Source organism: Psychrobacter immobilis, assembly GCF_003148585.1.
Lineage (GTDB): Bacteria > Pseudomonadota > Gammaproteobacteria > Pseudomonadales > Moraxellaceae > Psychrobacter > Psychrobacter immobilis.
Genome location: NZ_QGGM01000001.1, coordinates 98,191 through 112,667 on the forward strand (window position 1 = coordinate 98,191; position 14,477 = coordinate 112,667).

Genomic DNA, 14,477 nt, shown 5'->3' on the forward strand with positions numbered 1-14,477 from the left:
CATTTTTCATTGGCTCGGTAAAAAAGACACCATGTATAGGAGTCACCCATGTCTACCTCTAAAATATCAATTGCTAAAAAAGACCACAGCGAGGCTATTGCTGCCTTACAAACTCGTTTCGGTAAACAACTTACTACCAATATAACGGTACGTGAGCAGCATGGGCATACGATGACGTGGCTTGCCAATCAGCCACCCGATGCCGTCTTGACAGTACAAGATAAGCACGAGGTAGCAGCTGCGGTGGAGATTTGCAATCAGTATCAAATGCCAGTGATTGCATTTGGTATTGGCTCATCCTTAGAAGGTCAATTAAATGCGCCATATGGCGGATTATGCATCGATATGCATGCGATGGATGGAATATTGCAGGTACATAATGAAGATCTGACGGTGACCGTACAGCCAGGCGTCACACGTGAGCAGCTCAATCACTACTTACGTGATACAGGACTGTTTTTTCCAATAGATCCGGGTGCCAATGCCAGTATCGGCGGTATGGTCGCCACTCGCGCTTCAGGCACCAATGCGGTACGTTATGGCACGATGAAAGATGTGGTACTCGCGCTTGAGATAGTCACCGCTAGTGGAGAGATTGTCCGCACTGGTACCCGTGCCAAAAAATCTGCAGCGGGTTATGACTTGACGAGATTAATGATCGGCTCAGAAGGGACACTTGGTATTGTTACTGAGGTGACGCTTAAACTATTCGGTATTAGCGAATGCATTGGTAGCGGTATTTGCCATTTCCCAACGATTGAAGATGCCTGTCAGGCAGTGATGCTGACCATTCAAATGTGCTTGCCGATTGCGCGCATTGAGTTACTTGATGCCATGCAAATTAAAGCCTGTAATCAATATGCCAATCTTGATCTGGATGAGACGCCTACCCTATTTGTAGAGTTTCATGGCACAGATGCCAACGTCGCTGAACAAGCTCAAATCTTTACGGATATTATCGAAGAATTCGGCGGTCGTGACTTTGCTTGGGATACCAATGAAGCCGAGCGCAAGCGTCTGTGGCAAGCACGGCATAACGCTTATCATGCCAGCTCTGCTCTACGTCCTGAAGCCAGCGCCTTATCGACGGACGCTTGTGTGCCCATTTCACGCTTAGCAGAATGTGTCAGTGAGACAGCAAAAGACATCGAAGCGTCAGGTATGATTGGGCCTATCGTCGGTCACGTCGGCGATGGTAATTTTCATGTTTTGTTATTGGTCGATACCGATAACCCTGAAGAAGTTGCTACCGCTGACGGCATTATTAGCCGCTTAGCTACCCGCGCTATTGAGATGGATGGCACTTGTACAGGTGAGCATGGCATCGGGCAAGGCAAACAAAAATATATGCAGCAAGAGCACGGTAATGCCTTAGTGCTGATGCAAGCAATTAAATCAGCTCTTGACCCTAAAAACATCTTAAATCCAGGTAAAATATGGCCTGAGCCTTTACCCACTGTTTAACTGTTGAATAGTGCTTATAAGAAATCAAAGCCTAAAAAATGCGCCTACGTTTAATACTCTAGTTAAACGTAGGCGCATTTTTTAGGCTAATTTCATAACATCTGGTCAATCGCCATCTGTGTCAGTACGCGTCCACGAGCGGTACGTAATACGTAGCCTTGCTGAATAAGGTATGGCTCAATCACATCCTCAAGCGTACCGCGATCTTCAGCCATTGCTGCTGCTACCGCTTCAACGCCAGCTGGACCACCATCAAAACGTTCGTGCAATATCTCAATATAACGTCTGTCCAAATGATCAAGACCACGTCTATCAACTGCCAGCATATCGAGCGCACTACCCGCAATCGCGCCATTGATACTACCGTCGCCTCTCACTTCAGCATAATCACGTACACGGCGTAATAGACGATTGGCAATCCTTGGCGTACCACGCGCACGGCGAGCAATCTCCACCGCGCCATCTTCACTCATCGGTACACGCATCAAGCGTGCGGCACGACTCACAATCGTGGTCAAATCAGCAATATTATAAAATTCGAGCCGCTGCACGATGCCGAAACGGTCACGCAGTGGTGAGGTCAATAATCCTGCTCGCGTGGTTGCCGCAACCAAGGTAAACGGCGGTAAATCCAGCTTGATAGAGCGTGCCGCGGGCCCTTCACCAATCATAATATCCAGCTGAAAGTCTTCCATGGCGGGGTATAGTATCTCTTCAATAACGGAACTCAATCGATGAATTTCGTCGATAAATAACACATCACCCTCTTCTAGATTGGTCAACATGGCTGCCAAATCACCGGGGCGCTCAAGCACAGGCCCTGAGGTAGAACGCAAGTTACCACCCATTTCACGAGCAATAATATTGGCAAGCGTTGTTTTTCCAAGACCGGGCGGACCAAAAATCAAAGTATGATCTAATGCCTCACCTCGACCACGCGCTGCACCAATAAATACTTCCATCTGCTCACGTACCACTGGCTGACCAATATATTCAGCCAGTAATGCCGGTCGAATATTAGAATCAGGCGCATCGCCTGCCCCTTCAAATGGATTAATCAAACGATCTTGCATCATAGGTTTTATCATTATATTAAATCATTATTTTTAAAGAATAGGTATAAATAGCATAACCAAACGCTACGTATAAGTCATGCAAAACATCATAAAGCAGCGACTAAATAAAGCACAGCCTAAAACGAAAATAAGCGACAATGAATGTCGCTTATCTGTTTAAGAGTTATTGATACTTATTGATGGTAGTGAGCTGAATGAATCAAAATCCTGACAACTGTTGCAATGTGGCTTTTAGTAAACCTTGCGTATCGGCAAAGGTATTACCATTACTCTTAGCGGCTTTAATCGCCTGCTGTGCCTCTCTTTCTTTATAGCCCAAACTAATCAACGCGCCTTCTACCTCAGCGATGATGCTGCCCTCGTGAGACACCTCAGCAGGTTGCATAGCAAACTCTAAATTACTGCTATCGACTTCGATATTTTTCAGCTTATCTTTTAGCTCAATCAATAAGCGCTGCGCTGTTTTTTTACCGATACCCGGAATACGGGTTAATGCCGTCTCTGACTCTTGCTCGACATGCATCTTTAGCTCAGCAGCTGACATCGCAGATAGCATTGCTAACGCCATTTTTGCGCCAACACCATTGATTTTAATCAATTGCCGAAAGACATCACGCTCTTTGCGATCGATAAAGCCATAAAGCAGCTGCGCATCTTCGCGCACATGAAAGTGCGTCCAAATGCTCGCCTGCTCATTGAGACGCAACTGGCAAAATGACGGTAGCGGCAGCTCTATATCGTAGCCGACACCAGAGGTAGTCATGACACAGGCAGTCGGTGCCATCAAATACTGCACTTGACCACTAATCAATCCAATCATAATCCACTACCTCTATTAAAGCTGATATAACAAATGAACTGAGCTGCTATTTAATGATAAATGCTATTAAATAAGCATATCTCACCGACACGCTTATTTATAAAAATCAACCATACCTTCAAGGCTGATTGGACGAATTTTATGCGCTTGCCCAGCTGAGCCAAAGGCCTCGAAACGATTGGTACAGATATCTGACATCGCAACCATAGAGGCTTTGAAGTATTTACGCGGATCAAATTCGCTAGGGTTTTCTGCAAGGAATTTACGAATAGCGCCCGTTGATGCCAAACGCAAATCGGTATCGATATTTACTTTACGCACACCATGCTTAATCGCTTCAACGATTTGCTCAACCGGTACACCATAAGTCTCACCGATGTTGCCACCATTTTCATTGATGACTTTTAACCACTCTTGCGGCACTGATGACGAGCCATGCATGACCAAATGCGTGTTAGGAATACGAGCATGAATCTCTTTGACGCGCTCAATCGATAGGATGTCGCCTGTCGGTGGACGGGTGAATTTATACGCACCATGACTGGTACCAATCGCAATCGCTAACGCATCGACGTTGGTGTCTTTAACGAACTGTTCTGCTTCATCAGCACTGGTCAATAGCTGCTCGTGATCTAATACGCCTTCTGCGCCAGAGCCATCTTCTTCACCAGCCATACCGGTCTCAAGGCTACCTAAGCAACCAATTTCACCTTCTACTGAAACACCGCACGCGTGTGCCATCTTAACAACTTCGCGAGTCACGCTGGCATTGTAATCATAATCCATTGGCGTTTTACCGTCTTCACCGAGCGAGCCGTCCATCATCACTGATGAGAAGCCAAGCTGAATTGAGCGTTGGCAAATCGCTGGTGACATACCGTGATCTTGATGCATAACGACTGGAATATGTGGCCACTCTTCGATAGCAGCAATAATCAGATGACGCAAGAATGCAGAGCCTGCATAACTGCGTGCACCAGCACTAGCCTGTACGATAACAGGAGAATCACAGGCGTCGGCTGCCATCATGATTGCACGCATCTGCTCTAAATTATTGACATTGTAAGCAGGGACACCGTAGTTATTTTCGGCGGCATGATCTAGAAGTTGACGTAACGATATTAAAGCCATAAGACGCTCTCTGATTAAATTTTGAATATGATATTAAGAAATCATTCTTAAAAATACGATGTTGCAACAATTGCCCTAAAACCCTAGCCTGATAATAGTCAGACCAGCAAAAAACCGGTGTTTTTTGATCGTAATTATTACGCCGTGATTATAGCAAAAATTGCCAGCGCTTCGTAGCGGTTAACCGACTATTTCTTTCTTTGCTTGATTCATAAAACAGAATAATAGCGAGTTTTATAAAACAATTTGATAAGTTCCATATGATACGCAGCTGATTGAAAAAATGGATAAACCTTGTGCACCATATTTTTGACTGAATAGGGCCTGCCCTCAATTCAATCAATGGATATTTAAATGCGCTAAAGATGAGGACACACCATAACCTCTAGATTATGATTTTAAATACGAAAAAGCCTTGGCTATCACCAAAGCTTTTTAAATATTTTGAGGGCTTATACAGCAATCAATATCTGCAACCAACAGCTTAATAAACTATTCATCAATCGATAAATTAGTAGATCAATAGCTTAGGTTCAGTTGCTTATGTATTGATGATTAGTACTGTTGTTCTGCTTCTACTGCGTTTTCACTGGCTTTATTCTCAACAGCAGATGCGCCATCGGCAACCACTTCAGCAGTTTTGGCAACGGCTTCATTTGCGCCTACCACAACTGCTTCACCAGTGTTTTTTAGTGCATCTGTAGCAGCAACACCGGCAGTTTCAGCGCCTTCGGCAACTTCAGTACCAGCATCTTTTGCAGCAACTTCAGCTTCAGCAGCAGCGGCTTCTGTTTCAGCAGCGGCAGTATCAGCATTAGCGGCAACATCATCACCAGCAGACTCAACAGCAGCTTCGGCGTTTTCTTCTGTTTGTTGGCTACATGCAGTGATTGCAAAAGTACCAGCAAGTACGCTAGCAAGTAATAAATGGCGTTTTAACATAATAAATCCCTCATAAATAAAGCATGTCAAATACATGATTTGCGCTATTTTATAGAGTGCAAATTAGACATGCAATCATAATTTTCAGTATAGAAACAAATAATTACTACTTAATAATAATGAGTGGCCACTGATTCTTATTTCTCTTAAAACAATAACATAAGAATAGTAGCCAAAATATTATTGATACAGCGTACATGAGATGGTGAGGCTAAATTGTACGGCTAATGTTACTCATCTGCTAAATATCGTTAAAGCGTTACGCATCAATCTGTAGAGCAGCAACCGCAGGCAATACTTTGCCTTCTACAAACTCTAAAAATGCGCCACCACCTGTTGACATGTAGCTAACGCCATCTGCCACTTGATATTTATCAATTGCAGCAAGCGTATCACCACCACCAGCAATCGAAAATCCTTCGCTGTTTTTAACGGCATTTGCTATGATTTGTGTGCCCTGACCAAAAGCATCGACTTCAAAAACACCGACTGGACCATTCCATAAAATGGTTTTTGCGTTGATAATAGCATCCGCTAATTGCTTGGCACTTTCTGGAGCGATGTCCAATATCATGTCATTTTCGCCAATCGCATCGACAGATTTGATGGTCGCAGTGGCTTGTTGTAATGAGCCCGTGAAGTCAGAAAAATCAATCTCATTTTTATCAGCAACGACAACATATTCAGGTAATAAAATCTCAGTCTTAGTCATAATGTCACGAGCTGTCTCAACCAAATCCGCTTCATAAAGTGATGCACCAACGCTATGACCTTGCGCGGCTAGGAAGGTGTTTGCAATACCGCCACCAACGATAATCTGCGAGCATAATTCAGACAAACTGTGCAGCACTTCTAGCTTTGTCGATACTTTTGAACCACCAACGATTGCCAACATTGGCTGCGCTGGGGTCTCAAGTGCCAAGCTTAACGCATCAAGCTCAGCCGCCAATAAAGGTCCTGCACAAGCTGTTTTTCCTGCTCGATGCATAGCTTGGGTAACGCCTTCTGTTGAGGCCTGCGCACGATGCGCGGTGCCAAATGCATCCATCACGAATACATCGCATAAGTCAGCGTACTTCTGTGCTAAATTCGCATCGTTTTTCTTTTCGCCCTGATTAAAGCGTACGTTTTCTAATAGCACGACCTCGCCTGCTTTAATTGCCACGCCTTTAGTAAGGTAGTCATTGTTTAAGCTAACGGGCTTTGATAACTCTGTGGCTAATTTATCGCTTAAATACTCAGCCACTGGTGCTAGCGAATATATCGACTCAGGACTGCCTTCAGTTGGACGACCTAAGTGTGAACAAACAATAACGGCCGCGCCTTTTTCTAACGCCATCTTAATCGTAGGCAAACTGGCTTGCAGGCGTGCATCACTGGCGACTTTACCGTTTTTAATAGGCACATTGAGATCTTCACGAATCAACACCACTTTATCCGTTAAGCTCAGCTCACTCATACGCAAAAAATTCATTACCTGCTCCTATGCATCATCTCTTGTTAATCTATCGGTTGGCTTTTTACTCATTGCTAAAAATATTTATCAAATCGGCTGCTCTTGTCTGTGGCTTTATAAAAGTAACCAAGCAAGAATTTGAGGCGGTGTATTCTAGCAGTTTTCTAGCAAGTGCTCATAAAGAACGCACGATTAAATTTTACTCGGGCGTGTCCTCATTTTGAAAATGGGGATAAAAATAAGACAAATGGCTAAATTTTAATAAAAATCAGTAACATTTCGTGGTGGCACTTAGTAATAAGGCTGTTTAAGATACTATTAGCACTGATAATAAATAATACCCACAATAAAAATAACCCATTAGGAGAACCCAATGAGTATCGACCTTCAAGCTGCCAAACAAAACCTACTCACACTTAAAGAAGAATATGAGACTCGTATCGATAAAATCGAAGATCATATCCAAAACCCGCAAGACGACCTCAATGAACATTGGGAAGACCAAGCCATCTCTTATCGTCAAAACGACATGCGTACAAATTTGATGGTTGAAGCCCGTCAAAGTTTGATCTATGTCGAAAATGCACTAAGCCGTATTGAAAACGGGACTTATGGTAAATGTGAAGTCTGCGGTGAGCAAATTGAAGAGCAACGCTTACAAGCACTGCCTTACGCTACCCTATGTATGGAACATGCTGAATAACGACTCATTTTACTCTAAGACAGCCATTCCAAGTCAAAGCTCCAGTGATCAAGCAGGCGTTTTCCATTGAGAGAACGCCTGCTGCCATTGTTTACAGCGCGCAGCGATTTGATCCACGGGCAAATCCATAATATCCCCAACGACCGCCACGTAAGTAATGGGCAAACCTGCCAGCTCGGTGACATTTTCTGCCGTCAAGCCACCGATGACACATATCGCTATATTTTGCTGACAGCCATCTATGAGCTGCTGGCGCGAGATAACATTGGCGTTAGGTTTTGTATTTGAGATAAAAATCGCACCCATAGCGGCATAGCTTACGCCCTCATTTTTTGCTTCTTCAACCAGTTCTATCTTGCCATGACAAGTGCGTCCGATCACTTGGTTTGATTGTAGTTCATGCTTAGCATCAGTGACTTCGCCATCTTGTTGACCTAAATGCACACCAACGCCGAGCTTGGCAGCCAGTTTAATATTGTCATTGATGACGACTGGTACGTTGTACGCTTTCGCCAACTCAACTATTTGTCTAGCCTCTTCGTATAGACGAGGCTCACCATCAGATAGCGCCAATATCTGCTTGCGACGAATTTGTAACAGCGCAATGAATCCTGTTGCTAATGCTGCTTCTAATTTGCGATACAGCAGCGCAAACTCATCGTCATTGGTCAGTAAATATAGCTTTGGCGCTGATATAACAGTCGATATTTGAGTCATATTATTTTTCCTAGAGTGTGTCCTCATTTTAAAAATGGAGATAAAAATGAGATAATTTTTTAGCCCATGTAGAATTCCATTGATTAAATTAAAGACACACCTTAAATTCAACACAATAAAAAGGCTGTTATATCGAATAACAGCCTTTTTATAAATGCTAAAACAGTAAAGTTATACCGTGCGGCGTGTCGCTAGACTGTTTAGAATATTTTTGGCATCACCCCAACGTGTGGCTGAGCTGTTCGCTCCTAAGATGACGATAATTGCTGGGCGGTTATTCACACGCGTTTCCATTACTACACAACGACCAGCTTCATTGATGAAACCTGTTTTTGAGATACCAATTGGATAATCACCGGCACGAACCAAGCTACTGGTGTTATTGGCTTTATAAGTACGGTTACCACTTGAGTAGTTAGACACATAAAAGTCATAACTCTTGGTGGTCGAGAAACGACGAATCACGTCATAGTTACCCGCCGCGCGAACCATTTTAACCAAGTCATTTGATGAAGCGACGTTGCGCTTATCAAGACCCGTTGGATCACCAAAGAACGCCGTGGTCATACCCAGATCTTGAGCTTTGCGATTCATGGCACGTATAAAGGCAGTATAGCCACCTGGATAATTACGCGCTAAACTCTTTGCTGCTGGATTTTCTGATTTCATCAATGCCATGAGCAACATCTCGGCACGATTCAAACGATCGCCTGATTTAAGGTTAGAGCTGGCACGCTTAGGGCCGACGAAATCTTCTGGATCGAGTGTGAGCTCTTCACGCATATCGAGACCAGCATCCAATACGACCATGGCCGTCATCACTTTAGAGATACTGGCCATTGGACGCGCAATGTCAGCATCTTTTTCATAAATAGATTCGCCCGTTTCAGCATCGATGACCGCAACACTACGCGAATCAGTGCTAATTGGTATCATGTTACTGCTGCCAAATGAGCCACGATACGTTGTATTGTAGCTGTTACTGCTATTGTAACTGTTATTACTACTACCGAAGCTATTGGCGTTGGTGATACTGGTCGTACCATTGCCACTATCAACTTTCTTGATAGCTGAGCCTTTGGATTTGTACATAATATTGCGTGCTTCAGACAAGCTATCGGCACCGCCCCAACTCATGCGAGCACTAGAGCTAGTGTCGGCGCTACCATTAATAGTAAGTGCGGCTTGTGCAACACTGCCCAAACTCAATGAAATCATAGCAGCGATTAATTGCTGTTTGGTTAATGGTAGTTGCTTCATTATGCCTCCTGCTGTCACGATGCTGTTAATTAGAGAATCAGTTACATACTAACCAATAGCAACAACGTACGTAGCGTTTATGAATGGGTTTATAAGTACTCGTATAGAGTTTTTGTATTTTTAGTGTATCATGGTTTGCATTTAAGTTTAATGTATCAAGCTGATTTAATAATTTATTTTGGTATAATTCAAATTTTACTACAACCACTTTATATTACAGAAACATTGACTCACATTTCAGTAATATATCTTAACTTTGAACACTGTAATTATTCGTTTTTTGTTATATTAAACAATGGTATCTATCTAAAAGATTAGCAATATTTTATTTTTTTCAAAAACTAAAAAAACGACTCTAATGATTTTATTTTTTGTCATTTAGCGTCAATAAAAGCCTTCATTCTGACAAACAACAAAGAGTATCGTTATGATTAAAGTACTGGTAGTAGATGATCATGATTTGGTGAGAATGGGTATTAGCCGCATGTTGTCAGATAGTATCGATATCGAAGTAATCGGCGAAGCGGACAGCGGTGACATGGCCATCAAATTGGCCAAACAATTATGCCCTGATGTGGTTTTGCTTGATGTCAATATGCCTAATATTGGTGGGCTTGAAGCAACCAAACGCTTAATTCAGCTGGATATGGGTATCAAAATATTGGCCGTCAGCAGTATGTCAGCGCAGCCTTACCCTTCTATGCTTATTAAAGCGGGGGTCAATGGCTATATTACGAAGGGCACGCCGCTCGATGAGATGATTCGCGCTGTCAAAAAAATCTATCAAGGTGGTCGTTATTTTAGCCAAGATGTCGCTGAGCAACTGGCTGATGTTTTGCTGTCAGATAATGCCAACTCGCCTTTTGACTTACTGAGTGATCGCGAAAAACAGGTGGCAATGATGGTCGTTAACTGTCAAAGCCCGCAGCAAATCGCTGATCAGCTATTTGTGAGTGTCAAAACCATCAACACTTATCGCTATCGTATTTATGAAAAAGTTGGGGTTGATAGCGATGTGAAGTTAACACATCTGGCCATTCGTCATGGTCTAATTCAGCCCTAACTCATTAGGGCGTGTCCTCAATTCAATTGATGGACATCTACATGGGCTGAAAATGGCTAAATTTTATCAAGTATCGTCAAATATCCTGATATTAATGGCGATATCTTCCTTGCTTGATTGTAATTTATCTCATTTTATCTCTATTTTAAAATGAAGATACACCCTAGCAACTGTTCCCTTATTGCGGTCAATCTATGAAGCCTGCTACTAATATCGTCTCTGCTGTTACTCACTATTTGCATCGTGATGACACGCTATCTCTACCTCAATTGCGCAGGTTAGGGCTTATTTATAGCAGTTACCGCTTTGCTGTTAGTCTGTTTTCTTTCCTGATGGTGTATATCACCGCTCACTCTGACAACAGCCTCTCTCTACCAAGCTTTTTACAACAAACAACGCTTAGCTTTTATTTCCTGCTTAGCCTTATTTTACTTGGCTTGTTTTATGTCGTTAATCAGCAAATGCGGCGGCAGTTGGCCTTTGGTTTAGTATTAGACGTCATTATATTAAGCTTATTGCTATATACAGCGGGTGCGCCTGATTTACAGTTGACCATGCTATATATGGTGGTCGTCGCAGCGAGTTTTATGTTGCTACACGGCTCACAAGCCTTAATTATTACCTTACTCGCTATTATTTTTGTCATTTATCAGCAATTCTTTTATGCCATAGCCAATAGCATGAGCTTAACAAATTTAGGGGACGCATTGCTCATGTCAGCCAGCTTTTTGGCGGTTGGTGGTTTGAGCTGGTCCATCTCACAGCGTTTGGTACAACTTGAAAAAGTAGCAGCGAGTCACGCTAAAGAAGTTGAACGATTAAACGTCATCAACCAAGAAGTCATCACGCAAATGGTTAATGGTGTCATCGTCATCGATAAACAGCATATCGTTTTAGCAAACCTTGCCGCTCACCAATTACTTAGCCTTTCGCCCACCCCTTCCGCATCATTGCATAACACCTCTATTGATACAAAAGATACTAGGAACAATACTCGCAGTGCACTCTTATCTAACTTTCAGCAGCAGCTTGGTCAACAACATACGCAGCTATTTAAAGCCTGTTTGTCAGTAGCGGCAGGCCAATCACGCACCTTTATTTATGATTTGCCTGCAGTCGCAAACGCTTCCATATTTGGTAAACTGCGCGTACAAATTATTCCATTAAAAGATGACAGTAAACTGATAATGTTAGAGGATTTACGCCGCGAACAAGCCAGTGCCCAACAATTAAAACTGGCTTCTTTAGGGCAATTGACAGCGAGCATCGCCCATGAAATAAGGAATCCTTTGGCAGCGATATCACAAGCCAGCCAATTATTAATGGAAGATGTTATAGAGGCCAACCTAAAAGTCGATACAGCAGATAATACGATAACGCCGCCTATCTCAAGTGATGATATGGCAGCGAATCATGAGCTTTATCAAATGATATTTTCACAAACAAAACGTGTGAATCGTATTATCGAAGATGTACTAAAACTGTCGCGCCAGCAAACCGCAAACCAGCAGGCGATTATATTGGCAGAGTGGATGCCAACATTTTTAGAGAACTACTTTCAAGGACACGATGTTTTTCTACATGTAAAAACACAACCGACCATATCATTCGACACGCATCAACTAGAGCAAGTCTTAATCAATTTAATTAACAATGGCTTGCGCTACAGTAGCTACGCCCACCCTCATGCCTATGTGGAAATCGAGATTTATTGTGCGGATAACGATGTTATAATTGATATCTTGGATGCTGGTCGCGGGGTTAGCCCCAAAGATTTAGAACATTTGTTCAATCCATTTTTTACGACAGATCAAGCAGGGACAGGCTTGGGACTGTATCTATCACAAGCTTTTTGTGAGGCCAATCAAACTCGCTTGCTTTATATTCCTGAACATGAGAAAACCTGTTTTCGCTTGATAGCACCTGCTATTGGCGCCGATAGTCATATTAATACAATTGAACATAATGTTAATACCACTATTTTATAAATATTAACGTTACCAAGTATTAATATTATATGGAATACTTTGCCATTAAGGCCTCTTGGTTTTTACCATTTTATAGCTATTGAATACGATGAGATGATGTATGACAACAACCGCGCTAGTCGTTGATGACGAAGTGGATCTGTGCCGATTGATGCAAATTACTTTGACCAAAATGGGCATTAAAAGTGATGTAGCATATACTCTGTCACAAGCAAGATCATACTGGCAAGACAATGATTACGATTTTTGCCTGACCGATTTAAAGCTGCCTGATGGGTCAGGACTAGAGTTGGTAAAAGAAATTAGCAATAGCTCTAGTACGCCCATTGCCGTGATTACTGCTCACGGCAGTATGGATCTCGCCATTGAAGCATTGAAGCTTGGTGCTTTTGACTTTGTGAATAAACCTCTTGAGTTACCGCGCCTACGTCAACTGGTGGAAAATGCTTTAAAAGTTATTCATCAAGATAATGAAGCAAAAGCCACAGCCGAATGCTCACCTGAACAAAAACTGCTGGACAGTAGGCTCATTGGTGATTCTGCGGTGATGCACCCACTGAAAAATACTATTTTAAAATTGGCACGCTCACAAGCACCTGTATTTTTGTCAGGCGCTTCGGGTACTGGTAAAGAAGTGGTTGCCCGATTGATTCATGACTTAAGCCCACGCCGTGATGGTAGCTTTGTACCAGTAAACTGTGGAGCAATACCATCAGAGCTAATGGAGTCAGAGTTCTTTGGTCATAAAAAAGGCAGCTTTACAGGAGCTGTCGCTGACAAGCAAGGGCTGTTTCAGCAAGCCAATGGCGGCACGTTATTTTTAGACGAAGTGGCAGACTTGCCTTTAGCCATGCAGGTAAAACTACTGCGCGCCATTCAAGAAAAAACGGTGAGAGCCATTGGTGATACCAAAGAGGTTCCCGTAGATATTCGTATCTTGTCCGCCACCCACAAAAATTTAAACCAATTGGTGCAAGACGGTGCGTTTCGACAAGATTTGTACTACCGTATCAATGTGATTGAGTTAAAACTGCCGACGCTCAATGCACGTCGTGATGATATCCCTGTATTAGCCAAGCACTTTTTAGCATTAATTGCTGATGAATGGCAGTTAGAGAATCCACCGATACTCACTGTTGAGGCATGCGAGCGTTTGCAAGATCATAACTTTGCGGGCAACGTTCGTGAACTGCGTAACGTCCTTGAACGTGCAGTAACCCTAGCAGAGACACCGCACATTGACATCAGCCACTTGGGTTTGCCTGATATTGATATAACCCATCACCGCGCAGTCTCTCAAGATCAGAAAAGTGAGCCAGTGGTTGTCAATAATACTCAACATTCTGAGCGTCAAACAAACCATCAAATGATCGCTCAATCGATAGAAAATAGAGAAAAAGTCATTCAATCTATGGATGAGACAATAGCGCCACAGGTCAAGCAAGTGACGACCAACTTGCACCCTTATCGTACTAACGCTCAGCACTACCCTTCTACGATACAGCGTTCAGAAAGCCATCATGCAGAAAGCCCAAACCATACGGCCCGTCATAATCATGAAGAATCTGTCACTAATCGATCTACTCTGCAAGAAAGTGATGAAAAAGCAATTCTAAGCAAATTAGAGGATGGTCAGTTGCCCTCTCAAGGATTAGAACACTACCTACAAGAACAAGAAAGACAGTTGATTATTACCGCGCTAAAACAAACTGCTTGGAATAAAACGCAAGCAGCTGAGCTACTAGGCACCACTTTTCGCTCGTTACGCTATCGCATGAAAAAACTAGAGATAGCTGAGGATCAATTTGAGCCATAGCATTCGCCATTTTTGAATAATGACAAATGATATTTTAACGT

12 protein-coding genes are annotated in these 14,477 nt (G+C 42.9%); 5 read left to right on the plus strand and 7 right to left on the minus strand.

Features of this window, described 5'->3' with window-relative positions:
- Positions 1–48 precede the first annotated feature (48 nt).
- Positions 49–1,464, plus strand: a complete 1,416-nt coding sequence (locus tag C8D84_RS00455) for an FAD-binding oxidoreductase (protein ID WP_109589234.1) — start codon at positions 49–51, stop codon at positions 1,462–1,464.
- A gap of 92 nt (positions 1,465–1,556) precedes the next feature.
- Here C8D84_RS00455 and ruvB read toward each other — a convergent pair whose 3' ends face one another.
- The 5 genes from ruvB to C8D84_RS00480 form a co-directional block, all read right to left on the minus strand.
- Complete coding sequence (gene ruvB, locus C8D84_RS00460; protein ID WP_045447074.1) at positions 1,557–2,537, minus strand: Holliday junction branch migration DNA helicase RuvB; 981 nt, start codon at positions 2,535–2,537, stop codon at positions 1,557–1,559.
- A 202-nt stretch (positions 2,538–2,739) separates the two neighbouring features.
- Positions 2,740–3,360 carry a Holliday junction branch migration protein RuvA gene (gene ruvA, locus C8D84_RS00465; protein WP_087815487.1) on the minus strand — a complete coding sequence of 207 codons (621 nt, stop codon included), beginning with the start codon at positions 3,358–3,360 and terminating at the stop codon, positions 2,740–2,742.
- Between the two features lie 93 nt (positions 3,361–3,453).
- Positions 3,454–4,491: a class II fructose-bisphosphate aldolase gene (gene fba / locus C8D84_RS00470; RefSeq protein WP_045446949.1), complete on the minus strand. Its 1,038-nt coding sequence runs from the start codon at positions 4,489–4,491 to the stop codon at positions 3,454–3,456.
- A 555-nt stretch (positions 4,492–5,046) separates the two neighbouring features.
- A complete protein-coding gene (locus C8D84_RS00475) occupies positions 5,047–5,433 on the minus strand; it encodes a hypothetical protein (protein WP_055123806.1) in 387 nt (128 codons plus the stop codon).
- Between the two features lie 259 nt (positions 5,434–5,692).
- Positions 5,693–6,907: a phosphoglycerate kinase gene (locus C8D84_RS00480; RefSeq protein WP_109589236.1), complete on the minus strand. Its 1,215-nt coding sequence runs from the start codon at positions 6,905–6,907 to the stop codon at positions 5,693–5,695.
- Between the two features lie 355 nt (positions 6,908–7,262).
- Here C8D84_RS00480 and C8D84_RS00485 point away from each other — a divergent pair, with 355 nt between their 5' ends.
- A complete protein-coding gene (locus C8D84_RS00485; protein ID WP_045446956.1) occupies positions 7,263–7,592 on the plus strand; it encodes a TraR/DksA family transcriptional regulator in 330 nt (109 codons plus the stop codon).
- Positions 7,593–7,640: 48 nt separating this feature from the next.
- On the opposite strand, the gene C8D84_RS00490 is transcribed toward C8D84_RS00485, so the two are convergent.
- Positions 7,641–8,309 carry a thiamine phosphate synthase gene (locus tag C8D84_RS00490; RefSeq protein WP_109589237.1) on the minus strand — a complete coding sequence of 223 codons (669 nt, stop codon included), beginning with the start codon at positions 8,307–8,309 and terminating at the stop codon, positions 7,641–7,643.
- A 171-nt stretch (positions 8,310–8,480) separates the two neighbouring features.
- Positions 8,481–9,569 (minus strand): serine hydrolase, encoded by a 1,089-nt coding sequence (locus C8D84_RS00495; protein WP_045451193.1) that lies wholly within the window; start codon positions 9,567–9,569, stop codon positions 8,481–8,483.
- 427 nt (positions 9,570–9,996) lie between these two features.
- Here C8D84_RS00495 and C8D84_RS00500 point away from each other — a divergent pair, with 427 nt between their 5' ends.
- The 3 genes from C8D84_RS00500 to C8D84_RS00510 all read left to right on the plus strand — a co-directional run bounded on the left by C8D84_RS00500 (position 9,997) and on the right by C8D84_RS00510 (position 14,436).
- Positions 9,997–10,632, plus strand: a complete 636-nt coding sequence (locus C8D84_RS00500) for a response regulator (RefSeq protein WP_109589239.1) — start codon at positions 9,997–9,999, stop codon at positions 10,630–10,632.
- A gap of 194 nt (positions 10,633–10,826) precedes the next feature.
- Complete coding sequence (locus C8D84_RS00505; RefSeq protein WP_109589242.1) at positions 10,827–12,620, plus strand: sensor histidine kinase; 1,794 nt, start codon at positions 10,827–10,829, stop codon at positions 12,618–12,620.
- Between the two features lie 100 nt (positions 12,621–12,720).
- Positions 12,721–14,436, plus strand: coding sequence for a sigma-54-dependent transcriptional regulator (locus tag C8D84_RS00510; RefSeq protein WP_109589244.1), 1,716 nt, complete (start codon positions 12,721–12,723; stop codon positions 14,434–14,436).
- Positions 14,437–14,477: the final 41 nt, after the last annotated feature.

Excerpts from the sequence above, each read along its gene's own strand:
- C8D84_RS00480 (WP_109589236.1), bottom strand. The coding sequence starts at position 6,907 with ATGAATTTTTTGCGTATGAGTGAGCTGAGCTTAACGGATAAAGTGGTG.
- C8D84_RS00490 (WP_109589237.1), bottom strand. The coding sequence starts at position 8,309 with ATGACTCAAATATCGACTGTTATATCAGCGCCAAAGCTATATTTACTG.
- C8D84_RS00455 (WP_109589234.1), top strand. The coding sequence starts at position 49 with ATGTCTACCTCTAAAATATCAATTGCTAAAAAAGACCACAGCGAGGCT.
- C8D84_RS00485 (WP_045446956.1), top strand. The coding sequence starts at position 7,263 with ATGAGTATCGACCTTCAAGCTGCCAAACAAAACCTACTCACACTTAAA.
- fba (WP_045446949.1), bottom strand. The coding sequence starts at position 4,491 with ATGGCTTTAATATCGTTACGTCAACTTCTAGATCATGCCGCCGAAAAT.
- C8D84_RS00495 (WP_045451193.1), bottom strand. The coding sequence starts at position 9,569 with ATGAAGCAACTACCATTAACCAAACAGCAATTAATCGCTGCTATGATT.
- C8D84_RS00510 (WP_109589244.1), top strand. The coding sequence starts at position 12,721 with ATGACAACAACCGCGCTAGTCGTTGATGACGAAGTGGATCTGTGCCGA.
- ruvB (WP_045447074.1), bottom strand. The coding sequence starts at position 2,537 with ATGCAAGATCGTTTGATTAATCCATTTGAAGGGGCAGGCGATGCGCCT.
- C8D84_RS00505 (WP_109589242.1), top strand. The coding sequence starts at position 10,827 with ATGAAGCCTGCTACTAATATCGTCTCTGCTGTTACTCACTATTTGCAT.
- ruvA (WP_087815487.1), bottom strand. The coding sequence starts at position 3,360 with ATGATTGGATTGATTAGTGGTCAAGTGCAGTATTTGATGGCACCGACT.
- C8D84_RS00475 (WP_055123806.1), bottom strand. The coding sequence starts at position 5,433 with ATGTTAAAACGCCATTTATTACTTGCTAGCGTACTTGCTGGTACTTTT.
- C8D84_RS00500 (WP_109589239.1), top strand. The coding sequence starts at position 9,997 with ATGATTAAAGTACTGGTAGTAGATGATCATGATTTGGTGAGAATGGGT.